This is a genomic window from Acinetobacter sp., assembly GCF_041919735.1.
Taxonomy (GTDB): domain Bacteria; phylum Pseudomonadota; class Gammaproteobacteria; order Pseudomonadales; family Moraxellaceae; genus Acinetobacter.
The window spans coordinates 1-17331 of sequence record NZ_JAYRTF010000011.1 but is presented as its reverse complement, the minus strand read 5'-3'; the positions used below and the strand labels follow the sequence as shown (position 1 = coordinate 17331).

The window sequence follows — 17331 nt, the reverse complement described above, 5'->3', positions numbered from 1 at the left end:
TACTTGAAAAAAAGTTAACAAACTGGGGCGGCAATTGTTTTAATGTGTAAACGCTGTCAACCAAATAAAAAGAGCCATCGTTATAGATGGCTCTTCATTTTAAATATGGACAATGATCAGTTATTTGTGGCTTTACGCTTCATTTGATCAAAGAAATCATCATTGGTTTTGGTTTCTTTCATGCGGTCAAGCAGGAATTCCATTGCAGCCAATTCATCTTGCGTATGAAGCAGCTTGCGCAGAATCCATACTTTGCGCAGATTGTCTTCTGACATCAGGCGCTCTTCACGGCGTGTGCCGGATTTCTTGATGTTCATGGCAGGAAACACGCGTTTTTCCGCAATGCGGCGGTCAAGCGTGATCTCTTGGTTACCGGTACCTTTGAATTCTTCGTAGATCACTTCATCCATTTTACTGCCGGTTTCAATCAATGCAGTAGAAATGATGGTCAATGAGCCGCCTTCTTCAATATTACGTGCAGCACCGAAGAAACGTTTTGGGCGTTCCAGCGCATGCGCATCCACACCGCCGGTCAGCACTTTGCCTGATGAAGGAATAACAGTGTTGTAAGCACGGGCCAAACGGGTAATCGAATCCAGCAGAATCACCACATCTTTTTTGTGCTCTACCAAGCGTTTCGCTTTTTCGATGACCATTTCAGCCACTTGCACGTGGCGCGCTGGCGATTCATCAAATGTAGAGGCAATCACTTCACCGCGGACGGTGCGTTCCATTTCAGTTACTTCTTCAGGACGTTCATCAATCAGAAGAACAATCAGGAAGCATTCTGGGTTATTGCGGACAATCGACTGCGCAATATTTTGCAGCAGCATGGTTTTACCCGCTTTGGGCGGTGCAACAATAATAGAACGCTGGCCTTTACCAATCGGCGCAACCAAGTCAACCACACGTGCTGTTAAATCTTCTGTAGTACCGTTACCCAGTTCCATCACCAATTGCTCAGTTGGGAATAATGGCGTTAAGTTTTCAAACAGAATTTTGTTGCGTGAGTTTTCTGGTGTGTCGTAGTTAATTTGATTAACTTTTAATAGGGCAAAATAGCGTTCGCCTTCTTTCGGCGGGCGGATGGTTCCCGTGATGGTATCGCCTGTGCGCAGGTTGAAGCGGCGGATTTGCGAAGGGCTGACATAAATGTCGTCAGGGCCCGCAAGATAAGAGCCGGCTGCAGAGCGCAGGAAGCCAAAACCATCTGACAGAATTTCCAAAACGCCATCACCAAAGATCTCTTCGCCATTCATTGCATGGCGTTTTAAGATGGCAAAAATAATGTCTTGCTTGCGGTTACGCGCCATTCCTTCAAGGCCCATAAACTCGGCAATTTTGATGAGTTCGCCAATCGGTTTTTTCTTGAGTTCGGTTAAATTCATAGGTGTCAGATAAGAATCAAAAATTCTAGGGTACGGGATGGAAAGGGAGCAACATTGAGCCGCATGCAAACAATTAAATTACGCGATTGTATTTGCACAATAACAATTCAGAGGACTGAGTCATTGTTCGAAGAAAAGTGTGTAAAAACAATTTCTATTGCCGAGCGGCGATCTTATGTGTTGTGTCTTGTAAGAAAATGGCAGGATTTAAGATCCTTTATTCCTTGAGCTAGCAATATAAGAGAGAATCAAGGGTTTGTCAATTTATCAGCAAAAAAAATACGCTATTGAATAGCGTATTTTCTGAAGCTTCGGCTGCGGCTGAATCAGATATTTTCTTCAATGAACGCAGTCAATTTAGATTTTGGCGCAGCGCCCACTTGAGTGGCAACCACTTCGCCATTTTTGAACATAAGCAAAGCAGGAATGTTGCGGATATTGTAGTTTACAGCAGTCGCTTCGCATGACGTCACATCTACTTTCACAACTTTAACTTTGCCTTCGTATTCAGCAGAAAGCACTTCCAGCACTGGCGCAATAGCTTTACAAGGTGCGCACCAGCCAGCCCAGAAGTCGACCAATACTGGCACTTCAGATTTCAGTACGTCTGTTTCAAAGTTTTCATCAGTTGTATTTACAATATTGCCTGACATGGATTCTGCTCCAAAATAATTTTTAAGATGACTCTATACTGATAAGTATTACATAGCCATCTTGAACAATGTAGAGGGTTATGTAAATTTTCAGCTTTTAATGCGGAATTGTCTAATTGATGCTCACGATGGCTGTGATCGTGTAACACAATTGTCATCTATGCTGGAATTTCAGCTTGTCTATATCTCTGACACATAAATGGCTTTTAAATTGAATGGTTGTGAATTACTCTAAGCACAATTCTGTATAGGTTGTTTGAATCATGTCTGATTTTTTGATTGATGAAGAATTGCTTGCTGCCATTGATATGGGATCAAACAGCTTTCACTTGGCGATTGCGCGCGTTGATCATGGCGAAGTCAAAAAAGTCGCTTCAATGTCAGAAAAAGTTCAGCTGGCAGCAGGACTGGATGAAAATAAAAATTTAACTGAAGCCGCCCAGCAGCGCGGTTTGGCCTGTTTGGCGCGTTTTGTCGGCCGTTTGGGTTCGGTGCAGCCGAACCGGCTGCGCATTGTGGCGACCAATGCGTTGCGCCAAGCCAAAAACGGACAGGAATTCATTCAAAAAGCGGCAGAAATTTTACCAAAACCGATTGAAATTATCGCGGGCCGCGAAGAAGCGCGGCTGATTTATTTAGGCGTATCGCACACCATGGCCAACAGCGGCCGCCGTTTAGTGATTGATATTGGCGGCGGCTCGACAGAGCTGATTATCGGTGAAGAGTTTGAGCCGATTCATACAGAATCTGTGCAGATGGGCTGCGTGGCCTTTACCAAAGCCTTTTTTACCGATGGTGAAATCAGTCAAAAAAGTTTTGATAAAGCGGTCAATGCTGTCCGCAAAGAGCTGTCCGGCATTGCCAATACTTATAAAGCGGCAGGCTGGGATACCGTTGTCGGTTCCAGCGGCACCATTAAAGCGTGCCGCCAGATCACGGTGAATATGGGCTGGAGCAATGACAAAGAAGAGCTGACCCGGGACGGCCTGGAAAAGCTCAAAGATAAATTGCTTAAATATAAGCATGTCTCAGAAATGGAATTTGATGGCTTAAAAGAAGACCGCCGAGCAGTTTTGCCAGCCGGTATTGCCATTTTATTCACCGTTTTTGATGTCTTGGGGATTGATAGGCTGGTGTATTCAGACGGCGCATTGCGTGAAGGGGTGATGTACGACCTGCTGGGCCGTTTCCAGCATGAAGATATCCGCGACCGTTCGGTGCATGCTTTGCTCGGCCGTTACAATGCCGACGCGAAACAGGCTGAACGGGTTGTTGCAACAGCCCAGCAGCTGTTTGACAATGTCGCGCAAAAGCTGAATTTAAACAGTGATGACAGTGACTTGCTGCGCCGCGCTGCCTATTTGCATGAAATCGGCTTGGCGATCAGCCATAGCGGCTATCACCGCCATGGCGCATATTTGCTGCAGCATTCGGATATTCCGGGTTTCTCGCAAATTGATCAGAACCATTTGTCACATTTGGTCGCGCATCACCGCCGCAAGCTGCGCAGCGATGCCCGCGTGGATGTGATGAAAGTCGGCGGTAGCAAACTTGTGCACTTATGTCTATTGCTTCGTTTAGCAGTTTTGCTGAATCACAGCCGCAGCGATGAGATGCTTCCTGCCATTGAATTGAGTGTTGACAATGCGCAACAATGGCAGCTTAGTGTTTCTGGCGATGCCAAACAATGGCCTTTGCTTGTGGCGGACTTGCATGATGAACAGCTGCAGTTCAAGCATTGGGATATTGAGTTGAATATCCAGTCGGAACAGTTTATCGATTAACACATTGGTTAATTCAGGGATAATGGTCGACCTATGAAAAATAAAGCAGCGCAGTCTAAAGCTTGGACTACAGTTCAAATTGCACGTCACCCGGACCGTCCGCAATATTTGGATTATGTCAGTGAAATCTTCACTGAATTTGACGCTTTGCATGGTGATCGCTTATTTGGTGATGATGGCGCAATGATTGGCGGCTTAGCGCGTTTGGATGGTCAGCCTGTGATGGTTGTGGGTCAGCACCGCGGCCGCAGCACACGTGAAAAGCTGCAGCACAATTTCGGCATGAGCAACCCGGAAGGCTACCGCAAAGCGCAGCGCCTGATGGATATGGCGGAACGCTTTAATCTGCCGGTCTTCACTTTTATTGATACCATGGGCGCATACCCAGGCGTTGGCGCGGAAGAGCGCGGCCAGGCCGAAGCGATTGCGACCAGTTTGGCGCAAATGTCGAGCCTGAAAGTGCCGGTGATTGCGACTGTGCTGGGTGAGGGCGGTTCAGGCGGCGCATTGGGTATTGGTGTTGCTGACCGTGTCGTGATGCTGTCTCACAGTATTTATTCAGTGATTTCACCGGAAGGCTGTGCGTCTATTCTGTGGAAAACTGCAGAAAAAGCGGAACAGGCGAGCGAAGCGCTGGCATTGACTGCGGACAAACTGCAAAAAATCGGCATTGTTGAATATGTAGTTGATGAAGGCGAAGGCGCGCATTTGAATCCTGAACAAGTGATGCAGAATTTGAAAGCTGTATTGAAACAGGCTTTGGATGAATTAACGCCAATGGATGCAAAAGAACGATGCGAAGCGCGTTATCAGCGTTTAATGAAATTTGGCAGCGACAATTTAGGTCTGACTGCTTAAGCCAATCAGAAGATTTTTCTGAACAGGCTTCCTTCTTAATCGGGTGCAGCGGCGGCGTGGATTCCATGCTGCTTCTGCGCCTGATGTCTTTGCTGTACCCGCAAAAAATCCGCGCGATTTATATTGACCACCAATTGCAGCAACCGAGTGCAGAGTGGGGCCGCTTTGTGGCCGCGTCCTGCACTGCGCTGAATGTTCCCTGCATTGTGCAAAAGGTGGCGGTTGCCGAAGGCAATCTGGAAAATCAGGCGCGTTCCGCCCGCTATCAAGCCTATCAGCAGCATCTGTTGCCGCATGAGGTTTTGGTGCTGGCGCATCATCAGCAGGATCAGGCGGAAACGCTGATGCTGCGCCTATTGTCTGGTGCGGGCATTCACGGCTTGGCGGCCATGCGCCAGCTGGATCAGCGTGCTGGCATGACAATCTGGCGTCCGCTGCTGAATCTTTCCCGTGAGCAGATTTGCCAATGGGCCGCCGAATTGAATGTGCAAAATATTCAGGACCCGAGCAACTTGAATACCGAATATGACCGCGCGTGGGCCAGAGCGGAACTGTGGCCGATGCTGCAGTCCCGCTACCCGAAAATGCAGCAGGCCATGAGCCGCAGCAGCTATTTAATGCAGGATGCTGAAGATATTCTGGCAGATGTGCTGGCGCAGGATCTGGTTTCATGTGGAACCTCGGACAGGCTGCAGCTGGATAGACTGCAGGCGCTGTCGAAGTCTAGACAGCGGCAGCTGCTGTCGGCCTGGATGAAAGGGCAGGATCAATACCGGCCAGCCTTTGAGATGGTGCAGCGCCTGATTGATGAAGTGATGGAATCTAAAACCGATGCGCAGGCGGCCCTGCATTGGAATGGTTATTATTACCTGCGTTTTGCGGGCGGTTTGCACCGCTTGGCGGCATCGGCATATGCCGCGTCTCAGCATGAACAGGCCGCGCCGCAGTGTGTGAAAATCCAGCTGAATCAGATTTTCAATGCCTTGGCGGGCCGTTTTCAGATCCAGGCCGAGGACGGCTTTGGCCTGTCTTTTGAATTATTGGACAAGGATCTGCTGCTGACGCAGCGCCAAGGCGGAGAGAGGCTTCATCTGCATGGGCGTTCAGGTTCATGGCCGTTAAAAAAGGCCATTCAGCAGGCGCAAATTTTTCCGTGGCTGCGTCATCGAATTCAAATATTAAGCATAGATAATGTTATGCTAGGCGCTTTTACGCCAAACGGCTTCTGGCTGGCCGAGTCGCCCTATTGCGTTAAGGCGGGGTGGCAGCCAAAATTAGTTTCTTCAGATAACAGTAAGATCGGATCTTCATCATGAGCGCAGTTCTAAATTGTAATATCACTTTTATCGGCGGCGGCAATATGGCTCAAGCCTTAATTGGCGGCTTAATTGCACGCGGTTTGCCTGCAACACGCATTACAGTTTCAGATCCTGTTGAGAAAGTCCGTGAGTTTTTGGCTGCAAAAGACGTGCATGTGACGGATGACAATACCGCTGCCATCCGTGATGCCGATATTGTGCTGTTTGCTGTGAAGCCGCAGGTTTTTGCCAATATTTTAAAACCGCTGCAAGGCAAGCTGGAAGGCAAGCTGGTGATTTCGATAGTTGCGGGTGCAGAAATTGCCACGATTGCGAAGATTCTGGAAACGGACCGCATTGTGCGCGTCATGCCAAATACGCCTGCATTGGTGCAAACCGGCGCGCACGGCTTATTTGCATCGGATGCCGTGAATGCGCAAGACCGCGAGCTGGCCAGTCAGGTTTTGGCTTCAACTGGCCTGACAATTTGGGTAAACTCTGAAGCGCAAATTGATGCAGTAACCGCAGTTTCCGGTTCGGGGCCAGCGTATTTCTTCTATATGATGGAAAGCATGATCCGTGCAGGCAAAAATCTAGGTCTGGATGAGAAAGTGGCGACGGCGTTAACGTTGCAAACCGCTTTGGGCGCAGCGCAAATGGCGATTACCAGCTCAAGCAGCCCAGCGGAATTGCGTAAAAATGTGACTTCACCGAACGGCACGACACAGGCGGCGATTGAAGTGTTTGATCATGCGCAGATCTCGCAAAATATTCAGGCGGCTTTGGCTGCTGCGCAAAAACGCAGCCAAGAGCTGGCGCAAGATTTAAGTGACAGCATCAAGTAATTGGTTTTTATTGAGGAATAATCTGGTATGGGTGCAAATTCTGCGCTGATTTTTGGCATTATTATTAACGTGGCAATTTTGCTCGTGTTTTTCCGGTTTTTAATGCAATTGGCTGCAGTCAGTCCCTACAATCCTGTGGTGCTTTCTACGGCAAAGGCCACAAAGATTGTTGATATGTTCAGCCGGATTTTCCCTACCGTCGGTAAGGGCCGGGTTAATACGGCAGCATTAATTTTATTGGTGGTGCTGTATATTTTGAAGATGTTTGGCGTGATGCATTTGTCTGGCGCAGCGGTAAACAGCCCGGTGCATCTCATCATCATGACTTTTGTGACCATGATTCAGGATTTGATCCGTTTCTGCCGTTACTTGATTTTCGCTTCAATTATTTTGAGCTGGGTGGTGATGTTCAGCCAATCACGTTCGCCGTATATTGAGGTGATTCAGGAATTGGCAGAGCCGCTGTTGGCGCCGTTCCGCCGGATTCTGCCGAATATGGGCATGATTGACTTATCGCCGATCGTGGCGATCTTCGCTTTGCTGCTGGCGGAAACCATTATGAAAGAAGTGGCGATTGTGCTGCTGACTGGCCTATAAGCGCTTTCTTGAGATATTAAAAAAGGACTCTATTGAGTCCTTTTTTTTACGGCTGAGATTTTTAGGTAAAGCGGTTGATGTTTCTTCTAGGAGGCACATGGCCTCCATCCCAGCCTTCCTCCTTGAAGGAGGACGGAGCAAATACCTTAGTGGGCTTCATCCCAGTTATTGCCTTTGCCGACTTCAACCACCAGCGGCACCGAAATTTTCAGCACCGACTGCATGACATCAGCCAGTTTCACCGCTAAATCATCCGCAATGGCTTCATCCACTTCAAAGACCAATTCATCGTGCACTTGCAGCAGCATTTTGGCTTGATCTTTCGGCAGCATTTTTTCTACTTCAATCATCGCCATTTTAATGATGTCAGCAGCTGAGCCTTGCAGCGGCGCATTAATGGCCGCACGTTCCGCACCTTGCTTGATCATTTTATTGCTGGCATTGATATCCGGTGTATACAGACGGCGGCCTAAAATAGTTTCGACAAAACCTTGTTCACGCGCCACTTGGCGGGTGCGCTCCATATATTCCAGTACGCCCGGATAGCGCTGGAAATATTTGCCGATATAGCTGCGTGATTCTTCTCGGCTGAAGCCCAGCTGGCGGGTCAGGCCAAATTCAGACATGCCATAGAGCAGACCAAAGTTGACGGCTTTGGCTTGGCGGCGCTGATTGCTGGTGACATCTTCCAAGGCAATGCCCAGAACTTCTGCAGCGGTGCGGCGGTGCACGTCCTGACCGTGCTTAAAGGCATCAACCAAGGCATGGTCTTGTGAGAAGTGCGCCATTAAGCGCAGTTCAATTTGCGAGTAATCGGCTGCCAGCAAGATGCGGCCTTTAGGCGCAATAAAGGCTTTACGGATTTGACGGCCGATATCTTCACGTACAGGAATATTCTGCAGGTTCGGATCGGTGGATGATAGGCGGCCAGTCGCAGTAAGCGCTTGATGGTAACTGGTATGTACGCGGTGCGTCTCATTGTTGGCTTGTTTCAGCAGGCCATCGGTATAGGTGCTTTTCAGCTTCGACAGGCCGCGGTATTGCAAAATCAGATCCGTAATCGGGTGTTCGATTTTTTCCAAGACACTTTCACTGGTGCTGTATTGGCCCGTTGAGGTTTTTTTGCCGCCTTTTAAGCCGAGCTTATCAAACAGAACTTCACCGACCTGTTTCGGTGAGCTGACATTGAAGGATTGGCCAGCCAATTCAGTGATCTGGTTTTCCAAATCCTGCATGGTCTTGGCAAATTCGCTGCTCAGCTGATCCAAAAAGTCCAAATTCAGCTCGATGCCGTTTTCTTCCATCATGGTCAGCACACGCGCCACCGGCATTTCCACATTGTGCAGAATATTCACCAGTTCAGGATGTTTGTGCAGTTTGGCATCCAAGACTTCGTACAGGCGGAAGGTCACATGCGCATCTTCAGCGGCATAATGCGAGGCAGTTTCTAATTCAATTTGATTGAAGGTCTTTTGCTTCGCACCTTTGCCAGCCACTTGTTCATAGGTTGTGGTCAGGTGGCTGAGATATAAGCGCGCCACATCATCCATGCCGTGACGGGTGGCCACGGAGTTCAGTACATACGATGCCAGCATGGTATCGAAATACCAGCCTTGCAGTTCAATGCCGTGATTTTCCAGTACATGCGCATCGTATTTTAAATGATGGCCAATCTTCTCGACGCTTTTATCTTCTAAAATCGGTTTGATCTGCGCCAAAATGGCGTCGCGGTTCAGCTGTTCAGGCGCGCCCTCATAGTCATGCGCCAGCGGCACGTAATAGGCATCATGCGCATCAAAAGCCACCGAGAAACCGACAATTTCTGCGATGCGGTAATCCAGGCTGGTGGTTTCCGTATCAAAGGCAAAGCGCTTTTCAGTGCTGAGGCGTTTAAATAAATTGTCCCAGTCCGTTTGCGCTAAAACGGTGTGGTAATTGGCTTGACCCAGCACATCATCGGTACTGGTTACAGAAGCTTGATCTTCAGTAACGGTTTTTTCTTCTGCACGGGCTTCTTTGATAATCGCTTTGGAATTTTGCTTGTAGGTTGCGCCATTTGGATTATTCGGGTGATCCAGCGACTGCAGCTGATTGCGGAATTCGAGTTCGGTATACAGGCTGCGCAGCTGTTCGATATTGGGATCAGCCAATTTCAGGTCATCATAGGTCAGGCCCATGTCGAGATCGCATACAATGCTGGCCAATTGATGATCCAGCGCAATGCCTTCGACATTGTCTTTAATATTTTGACCGACTTTGCCTTTAATCTTATCGACATTTTCCAAAATGCCGCCAATTGAACCGTATTCAGTCAGCAGTTTGGCTGCGGTTTTTGCGCCGACACCCGGCACGCCCATAATGCCGTCAGAAGCATCGCCCATCAGGGTCAGGTAATCAATAATCTGATTCGGCCAAACGCCGAATTTTTCAAAGACGCCGTTCACATCCATCGGCTTATCTTTAAAGCTGTCTTCCAGCGTCACTTTGTCCGTCACCAGCTGCGCCATGTCTTTATCGCCGGTGGAAATCAGCACTTGATAGCCTTTGGCTTCTGCGCGTTTGGCCAAGGTGCCAATGATGTCATCGGCTTCTGCGCCCGGCAGCATATGCAACGGGATGCCCAGCGCGCGGATCAGCGCATGCAGATAAGGAATCTGTTCAGCCAGCTCTTCCGGCATGCTTGGACGGTCGCCTTTGTAAATTGGCGACAGCTCATGACGGAAGGTTGGTTCCGGCGTATCAAAAATCACCGCCATATGTGTCGGCTGCGTGCGGCGCATCAGTTTTTGAATGGCGGAAATCGCACCGCGGATGGCATTGGTATGCAATCCAGTTGACGTGGTTAAAGGGGGTAATGCGTGAAAGGCGCGAAATAAAAAATATGACCCATCGACCAAGACAAATGGCGGCATTGAAAAATTCCTAATCCAGAGAACGGTTTCATTGTACGTGATTTTTCCGTTCCGCGCTGATGCTTGATTGCATGCTTGGCGCTTTACCTTGCCCTCGGCGGATTTGAGGGAGAAAAGCGCTTTGGCAAGGCTGGTTTTTGGCGCCGTTACGGAATATCTGATAAAGCAGCCAAATATCCGCCGCGCGCTGCGGTATCATCATATGAAAAGGACATGAAGAGCAGGCATGCTGAACGGGCAAAATAACGCGAATCCCCCCAACAATGAAATCAGAATGATCTGGCTGATGGCGCTGATTATTGCCGCGGTCGGATGCTGGTTTTCGGATTGGAAAATTTTCAGCTATTTGTGCGGATTCGCCTTTGCCGTCAGTGTCATGCACTACGCCGATGATTTGCAGAAGCCGGTTGATCAGCTGGCGGCGGAAGCGGGCTTGCCTTTGGTACCGACCTCGAAAATTCCGCTGTATATCTCATCGGTCATGGTTTTGGTGGGCGGCTTCAGCCATATCGGCATCCTCACCGGCGCGGGAATTTCAGTTTGGATTTACTTTTTTCTGCGCTGGCTGAAACGCATCGAGCGCAATGTGCTGTCTTTGCAGCATCAGCTGCATGCGCATCCTCATCGGGTGCAAAAGGCTGAAACAGACGACACGCAATCTGTGCTTCAGAATGCCGCGGATACTTCAGTCAGCCTGACCGATCAGCTGAAACTGTGGCTGTTTCAAGGGAATCCGGTACTCAAAGCCGCCATTGCTGTTCTGGTCGTCGGGGTGATTCTGCTGCTGCGTTTTGCCACCGAGCATTGGCAGCTCAGTCTCGCGCTGAAATTGGCGGTTGTGGCCGCGGTCAGCGCTGGCGTGACGCTGCTGGGCTATGGGCTGCAGCAGCGCAACCGCGGTTTCGCCTTGGCGCTGGAAGGATTGGGCCTGGCCAGCCTTTCACTGACGCTGTTTTTTGCCTATTACAATCTGGTGATTCCAAACATCGTGCTGGCAAGCATCTGTTTTGCGGCCATCATTGCGCTGGCGGTTTGGCTGAGCCTGAAGCAGCAAAGCATTGAATTGGCATTGATGGCGATGAGCATTGCCTATATTGCGCCTTTTACTCTGCCGGTGCGCAATGCCACTGCGGTGGAGTTTATTGCTTATTATCTGTGCATTAATGCGGCGGTGGCGGTGCTCAGCACTTTCCGGCCGTGGAAAGTCCTGAATCAGATTTCATTTTTAATGACCGTGCTGGTGGGCGGCGCTTATGCTTTTTATCGCGGCGAGGCGCAAGACAAGGCGATGCTCAGCGTGCTGGTCTATGCGCATGCCGCCATCTTTATTTGGCTGGGATTCCGCTTTAGCCAGCTGCTGGCCAAAGAAAGCCTGAGCCGTTTTCAGCTGAAACCGGCGCTGGATTTGGCGCTGATTTTTGGCGCGCCGATCATCAGCTATGGCTTTTTATATCTGATGTATTTTGATGAGCCGAAACAACAGGCGCTGTTCAGCTTCAGCTTTGCCGGCATCTATGCGGCGCTGCATCTGCTGTCTAAACGCAGCCAGGCTATTCAGTTCATCGCGCAAAGCTATTTCAGTTTAATGCTGATCTTTTTTGCGTTTATTCCGCCGATCTTATTGCATGAGCAGTGGAGCGTGGCAGGCTGGGCTGTAGAGGGTGCGGCGATCTTCAGCTATGGCCTATACCGGCATTCTGCGCTGAGCCGCTATGTGGGCATGGGGCTGATGATGATGGCGGGCTTTTCCAGCCTGTATTATTTTTCAGTCAAAAATATTTTTCCGAGCAATGCCTATTGGCTGCTGTGCATCAGTTATCTGTTGGCGGTGCTGATCGCCAACAGCAGCACGGCCTTTCAAAAACAGCTGAGCAGCTCTACGGTCGCCTTTCAATGCATGCAGATGCTTTCGGCCACGGTCATGCTGTTTGTGCTGCTGATGGATAAAATTGACAGTCCCAGTCAAGCATTTTGGTGCCTGCTGATTATTGCAGCGGTGTACAGCCTGTTCAATGAATGGCTGCTGCGCTGCGGGGCGGAATGGTCATGGCTGCTGCCGAAATGGATTGGCCTTATGCCTGTGTACGGCATTGCGCTGTATATGGCGGTCAGTTTAAGCCATGAGGGCGTGATGCTTTGGCATCATCCGCAGGACCGGCTGCTGTATGCCTTGAGCGGCGTGCTGCTGACAGTTCTGTGGCTGCGGCCGCTGCTGGGGGTGAAAGCGGAAAAAGAATGGGTCAGTTTGGGCGTGATGCTGAGTTTGGCGCTGACCAGTCTGACGCTGATTCCCGGCATGCCGTATTTCAGCGTGGTGATCTTGCCGCTGCTGTTCGCCGCATGGTGCTATCGGCAGCCCCAAACAGCGTGGCAAATGTTTTGGCAGTCGCGCAATACGCTGCTGCTGATGCTGCTATGGATTATTTTTTCGCAAATCTTCAGCCGGCAGGCATTTCAAATGTACTGGCTGCCGCTGCTGAATCCTTTTGATCTGGTGAGCATTGCCATGCTGGCGGGATTTATCTGGATGCTGAATCTGCAGATGAAAGCCGGTTTGGAAAAAAGCCTCGGCGCCATTTTGATGATGCTGGGGCTGCTTTGGCTCAGCAGCTATGTGGTTTTGCGCGCCCTGCATGTCTATCTGGACACGCCCTATAATGTGTGGGAGATGTGGGAAAACGCCGCGGTGCAGCTGAGCTTTACCTTGCTGTGGGTCAGCTTGGCCTTTGTCTGCATGCTGACGGCGGCCAAACGCTATTTGCGTTCCTTATGGATTTTCGGCGCCAGCATTTTGGTCTTGGTCACGCTGAAACTGGTGCTGTTCGATTTGTCGCATATTGGCACATTGACCCGGGTCATTTCCTTCTTAGGCGCCGGTTTTGCCATGCTGATTATCGCCTATATTGCGCCGATGCCTGAAGCAGAGGCGCAGAAATACTCCGATTAAGCGGCATGAACAGGCCAGGCATTGTGTGAATAAAATGATGATGCACATGGCGGATGATGGGCTGCATGGATTGGGCCAATCGATCTGCTTTGAGCATTGTGCATTAAAAGGCCCGCAGCAGAGCGGGCCTTGAAAACATCATTCAGCACTGAATTTCAGATCTGCAGCATTATTTTAAGGTCGGTTCGCGCTTGATTTCTTGCGCATTGGCGTACTGATCCAGTTCCTCATTCTGCACCGCCGCCGCCGCAGGGCGGTCGACAAAGCCCATCTTCGGTACAGGGATTTCAATTTGATTATCCACAAAGCCATTGCGGATGCGTTCCTGCATTTCATCACGCACGCGGAGGAAGTTTTCCTGCTGGCACCACACCGCAAACAGCAGTTCAATGGATGATTCGCGGAATGCCGTCACGGTGACCGCGGGTTTAGGATCAGCCAATACCAGCGGATATTTGCTGGCGACATCCAGCAGCACTTCACGGACTTTAATAATGTCTTCATGAAAGTTGATGGCGAGGGTAATCGGGATGCGCCGTATCGGAAATTTCGACAGATTGTGCACGGGAGCGCGGATCAGCTGCTCATTCGGCAGGCGCACATAGACATTGTCCTGCGTCAGCAGCTTCACCGACAGCAGGTCAATGGAAATCACTTCACCTTCAATGGTATGGCCGCGGATCAGAGTGATTTGAATGGTATCGCCAATTTCAAAAGAGCCTTCGCCGATCAAGAAGATCCCGCTGATTAAGTTGGAGGCCGATGTTTGCGATGCAAAACCCAGTGCCACCGTTAAGATGCCCGCAGCGCCTAAGAAGACGCTGAGCTTAAAGCCGGCTTCTTTTAAGCTGGCCATCACAAAAATCATAAAAATAAAATAAAAAATGCCGCGGCGCCAGACCAGGCGCTGGTGCGCATTGAAGCGCGCGCCAATGGTGCGGATAAAGGCATTGGAAACAAAACGCGCGGTTAAGAAACCGATAAAGGCCAGAATGATTGCGACAATAATTTCAGTCAGGCGGTCGGTATTGATATTTTTCACAATCCCCATGAGGCTGCTGGTAATTTCCGTCGAAATATTGGTATTCGCCATGACTGCCCCTTAGAAGAATGAATCAAACATATTAAACAGCGCTCCAGCCGATTCCCGCGGCGGATGCACATAACTGACCTCACCGGCATGCGGCGGGGTGCGGTTTTCAATGCGGATGCGCGGCGGGCGGTCAGCGCCTTCATGCAGGACTTTGATTTGCGACGTCCATAAGCGCCCGGTACTTTCGCTGTAAAACAGCGGCAACGCCGGAATCGGCACATTCATGCGGTCAAAGCGCAGCTGCTCATGGCTGGTGTTGTGAAATTCAATGGGGGTAATGGCGCGAAAAGCGCGGACTTTCAGCTGATGCAGCTCTGTGCGGCCATCCACCGCAGTGGCATAGCAGATTTCGCCCATGCGCTTATTGGGGCCAAACCAAGTGTCTTTGGGTAAAATGACTGGAATATCAAACAGCGGATCTTTTTGACCTTCAACAAAACCCGAAATCCATAAGGGTGTGCTGATATACAGCGTGCCGCGCTGACCTGCCGGAATATAAATCGGATCGACCGGACGGATCACCACAGACCGGTCTGCCAGCCGCGGCATGATTTGAATATTTTCATGGGTATTTTTAAACATGTAGCGTTCAATATGCACTGGCGGCGGAAAGGCGAATTCAGGATCGTCAATGCTGCGCCACTGCTGTTCATAATCATACTGCACCGCTGGGCGGTGATATTCCAGACGCCATTCCTGCAGGCCGCGGGTCAGGCGGAACAGCAAAGAGCCGAATTGCCAGGATTTCGGACGGTTCAGTTCAAAATGCTGCTCGCCCCACCATTTGAGTTTAGGCGTTTCTGCCGGCAGAGCATCGCTTATTAAAGACAATGGTATTTTCCCTATATCATTAAAACCTGAAAAAACAGACTTCACGCTGTCATATGCTTAGAGTACACTCAAAATACTTTTTTCATCATTATAAACTTTGATGCAAGTACTCAAACAATTACAAATACCATATAGTTTTGCTAAACGGCATGGCGTATTGCTCCGTTATGAAGGGAATCAGGCATTTATTGTGCGCCGGGAAAGCACACCTTTGCTGGCGCTGCAGGAAGCCCGGCGCTATTTGGGGCATGCTGCGCAATATCAGCTGTGCACGGATCAGGAATTCCATCAGCTGCTCAGTTCCAGTTTTGCCGGCGATACCGGTGAATCGCAGCAGGTCGCGGCGGGTCTGGAAGATCATCCTGATTTGCTCAGCCTCGCAGATTCAGTGCCTGAAGCGGAAGATTTGATGGATCAGGAAGATGACGCGCCGATTGTGCGTTTGATCAATGCCTTGCTGTCCGAAGCGATCCGTGTCGGCGCATCGGATATTCATATTGAATCCTTTGAAAAAAAACTTTCAGTGCGCCTGCGTGTTGATGGCCAGCTGCGCGAAATTGTGCAGCCGCGCCGTGAACTTGCACCTTTGTTGGTGTCTCGTATTAAAGTCATGGCCAAACTGGATATTGCCGAAAAACGTATTCCGCAAGATGGCCGCATCTCTCTGCGCTTAGCAGGCCGTGAAGTGGATGTGCGTGTATCAACCTTGCCGTCGTCTTATGGCGAGCGGGTGGTGATGCGTTTGCTGGACAAGCAGGCCGGCCGTTTGAACATGACGCATTTGGGTCTCATGAACAATGACTATGAGCGCTTAAAAGTTTTAGTGCATCGTCCGCACGGCATTATTTTGGTTACGGGGCCTACAGGTTCGGGCAAAACCACAACCTTATACGCGGCATTGTCAGACTTAAATGACGGTTCTAAAAATATTTTGACTGCCGAAGATCCGATTGAATATCAATTGGAAGGTATTGGTCAGACGCAAGTAAATACCAAAGTGGATATGACCTTTGCCCGCGCTTTAAAAGCCATGCTGCGTCAAGATCCGGATGTGGTCATGGTGGGTGAGATCCGTGATTTGGAAACTGCAGAAATTGCGGTGCAAGCATCGTTGACAGGTCACTTGGTGTTATCGACCCTGCATACCAATACAGCCATTGGCGCCGTAACCCGTCTAAAAGATATGGGTATTGAGCCGTTTTTATTGTCCAGCTCTCTCATTGGGGTGATTGCACAGCGTTTGGTGCGTACTTTATGCGCACATTGCGCGACGTGGCATGAAGCCGATGATTTTGAAACTAAATTATTTGCAAACATTCAGCATGATACGGCGTTAAAACTGCCTAAACCCAAAGGCTGTGAGCAGTGTTCACATACAGGTTTTAATGGCCGTACCGCCATTTATGAAATTGTGCCTGTAGATGAACCGATGCGCCGCCTGATTCACGGCAATGCGGCCGAGTTTGAAGTGGAAGCTTATGCACGTCAGCATTCGGGTTCCATTCGTGATGATGGCTTGCGTAAAGTGCTGGCAGGTAAAACGACGCTGGAAGAAGTGCTTCGCGTGACGAATGAAGCCGAGGAGTGATGAAATTATTATTCACGTTTGGTTTTCTATTTGTAGCGCTCTTCGGTTGTCAGAATACTGCCACACAGTCAAAAGTTAAGTTTGAAGAGCCTGAACGTGAACAGTGTTATAGAAGCTGTCTAGGCACTTATAAGGGAAATGTTGATGGCGCTCGGAATAAGTGTTTTTGTATGGCTTCTAAATTTAAAGAAGGAAGGTCATGTTTTGGTGGGCATGGATCTTGAATGTTTAAGAGATTTTGCGTGTAGCCAATGAAGCGGCGGAATAAAAGTTATTGTCGTAAGGGAGCCTAAAATAATTAAAATATTTTGGGCTTTTTTATTAGTTTATTTTTTCAAAATGAATGACCGCATCATCTTCTTTGCCCGTTAGGCTAAGATGAGTTTTATCATTCAATTTAAATTCAATTATTAGAGTCTGTTGACATTTACTGTATAAAAAATAGCGAGATAGTAAAATTAAATCGCCAAACTTAATTCACTACTCACTATGCCTCGTACAATGTTAAATGATCAACACTGGTCTAAGTTAAAGTCT

13 protein-coding genes are annotated in these 17331 nt (G+C 49.3%); 8 read left to right on the top strand and 5 right to left on the bottom strand.

Annotated features, from left to right (window positions below):
* Positions 1–116: 116 nt before the first annotated feature.
* A complete protein-coding gene (rho, locus tag ACE3T3_RS08160; protein ID WP_374665809.1) occupies positions 117–1388 on the bottom strand; it encodes a transcription termination factor Rho in 1272 nt (423 codons plus the stop codon).
* Between the two features lie 326 nt (positions 1389–1714).
* Positions 1715–2041 carry a thioredoxin gene (gene trxA, locus ACE3T3_RS08155; RefSeq protein ID WP_374665807.1) on the bottom strand — a complete coding sequence of 109 codons (327 nt, stop codon included), beginning with the start codon at positions 2039–2041 and terminating at the stop codon, positions 1715–1717.
* A gap of 263 nt (positions 2042–2304) precedes the next feature.
* Here trxA and ppx point away from each other — a divergent pair, with 263 nt between their 5' ends.
* Genes ppx through ACE3T3_RS08130 form a run of 5 tightly spaced genes read left to right on the top strand, consistent with a single transcriptional unit; the run spans position 2305 to position 7423 of the window.
* Positions 2305–3825 carry an exopolyphosphatase gene (gene ppx, locus ACE3T3_RS08150; RefSeq protein WP_374665805.1) on the top strand — a complete coding sequence of 507 codons (1521 nt, stop codon included), beginning with the start codon at positions 2305–2307 and terminating at the stop codon, positions 3823–3825.
* A gap of 33 nt (positions 3826–3858) precedes the next feature.
* Positions 3859–4683: an acetyl-CoA carboxylase carboxyltransferase subunit alpha gene (locus ACE3T3_RS08145; RefSeq protein ID WP_374665803.1), complete on the top strand. Its 825-nt coding sequence runs from the start codon at positions 3859–3861 to the stop codon at positions 4681–4683.
* Complete coding sequence (tilS, locus tag ACE3T3_RS08140; RefSeq protein ID WP_374665801.1) at positions 4620–5999, top strand: tRNA lysidine(34) synthetase TilS; 1380 nt, start codon at positions 4620–4622, stop codon at positions 5997–5999. The genes ACE3T3_RS08145 and tilS overlap by 64 nt, the downstream gene beginning before the upstream one ends.
* On the top strand, positions 5996–6826 hold the full coding sequence (gene proC, locus ACE3T3_RS08135) for a pyrroline-5-carboxylate reductase (RefSeq protein ID WP_374665799.1): 831 nt from the start codon (positions 5996–5998) through the stop codon (positions 6824–6826). Before tilS ends, proC begins: the two co-directional genes overlap by 4 nt.
* A gap of 27 nt (positions 6827–6853) precedes the next feature.
* Positions 6854–7423 carry a YggT family protein gene (locus ACE3T3_RS08130; protein WP_374665797.1) on the top strand — a complete coding sequence of 190 codons (570 nt, stop codon included), beginning with the start codon at positions 6854–6856 and terminating at the stop codon, positions 7421–7423.
* A 146-nt stretch (positions 7424–7569) separates the two neighbouring features.
* Here the strand turns inward: ACE3T3_RS08130 and polA are convergent, their stop codons facing one another.
* Positions 7570–10335 carry a DNA polymerase I gene (gene polA / locus ACE3T3_RS08125; RefSeq protein WP_374665795.1) on the bottom strand — a complete coding sequence of 922 codons (2766 nt, stop codon included), beginning with the start codon at positions 10333–10335 and terminating at the stop codon, positions 7570–7572.
* Positions 10336–10410: 75 nt separating this feature from the next.
* Between polA and ACE3T3_RS08120 the strand changes: the two genes are divergently transcribed.
* Positions 10411–10581 carry a hypothetical protein gene (locus ACE3T3_RS08120; RefSeq protein ID WP_374665793.1) on the top strand — a complete coding sequence of 57 codons (171 nt, stop codon included), beginning with the start codon at positions 10411–10413 and terminating at the stop codon, positions 10579–10581.
* Positions 10562–13282, top strand: a complete 2721-nt coding sequence (locus ACE3T3_RS08115; protein ID WP_374665791.1) for a DUF2339 domain-containing protein — start codon at positions 10562–10564, stop codon at positions 13280–13282. Before ACE3T3_RS08120 ends, ACE3T3_RS08115 begins: the two co-directional genes overlap by 20 nt.
* 169 nt (positions 13283–13451) lie before the next feature.
* Here the strand turns inward: ACE3T3_RS08115 and ACE3T3_RS08110 are convergent, their stop codons facing one another.
* Together ACE3T3_RS08110 and ACE3T3_RS08105 are read right to left on the bottom strand one after the other, a co-directional pair.
* Positions 13452–14375 (bottom strand): mechanosensitive ion channel family protein, encoded by a 924-nt coding sequence (locus ACE3T3_RS08110; protein WP_374665789.1) that lies wholly within the window; start codon positions 14373–14375, stop codon positions 13452–13454.
* Positions 14376–14384: 9 nt separating this feature from the next.
* A complete protein-coding gene (locus ACE3T3_RS08105) occupies positions 14385–15206 on the bottom strand; it encodes a hypothetical protein (RefSeq protein ID WP_374665787.1) in 822 nt (273 codons plus the stop codon).
* A gap of 100 nt (positions 15207–15306) precedes the next feature.
* Here ACE3T3_RS08105 and gspE point away from each other — a divergent pair, with 100 nt between their 5' ends.
* The gene (gene gspE / locus ACE3T3_RS08100) at positions 15307–16794 is read left to right on the top strand and encodes a type II secretion system ATPase GspE (protein WP_374665785.1); all 1488 of its coding nucleotides are present in this window, start codon (positions 15307–15309) and stop codon (positions 16792–16794) included.
* The last annotated feature ends 537 nt before the right edge of the window (positions 16795–17331 follow it).

Coding starts and splice junctions, on each gene's coding strand:
- ACE3T3_RS08130 (WP_374665797.1), top strand. CDS start 6,854: ATGGGTGCAAATTCTGCGCTGATTTTTGGCATTATTATTAACGTGGCA.
- tilS (WP_374665801.1), top strand. CDS start 4,620: ATGCGAAGCGCGTTATCAGCGTTTAATGAAATTTGGCAGCGACAATTT.
- trxA (WP_374665807.1), bottom strand. CDS start 2,041: ATGTCAGGCAATATTGTAAATACAACTGATGAAAACTTTGAAACAGAC.
- gspE (WP_374665785.1), top strand. CDS start 15,307: ATGCAAGTACTCAAACAATTACAAATACCATATAGTTTTGCTAAACGG.
- ACE3T3_RS08115 (WP_374665791.1), top strand. CDS start 10,562: ATGCTGAACGGGCAAAATAACGCGAATCCCCCCAACAATGAAATCAGA.
- rho (WP_374665809.1), bottom strand. CDS start 1,388: ATGAATTTAACCGAACTCAAGAAAAAACCGATTGGCGAACTCATCAAA.
- ACE3T3_RS08145 (WP_374665803.1), top strand. CDS start 3,859: ATGAAAAATAAAGCAGCGCAGTCTAAAGCTTGGACTACAGTTCAAATT.
- polA (WP_374665795.1), bottom strand. CDS start 10,335: ATGCCGCCATTTGTCTTGGTCGATGGGTCATATTTTTTATTTCGCGCC.
- ppx (WP_374665805.1), top strand. CDS start 2,305: ATGTCTGATTTTTTGATTGATGAAGAATTGCTTGCTGCCATTGATATG.
- proC (WP_374665799.1), top strand. CDS start 5,996: ATGAGCGCAGTTCTAAATTGTAATATCACTTTTATCGGCGGCGGCAAT.
- ACE3T3_RS08110 (WP_374665789.1), bottom strand. CDS start 14,375: ATGGCGAATACCAATATTTCGACGGAAATTACCAGCAGCCTCATGGGG.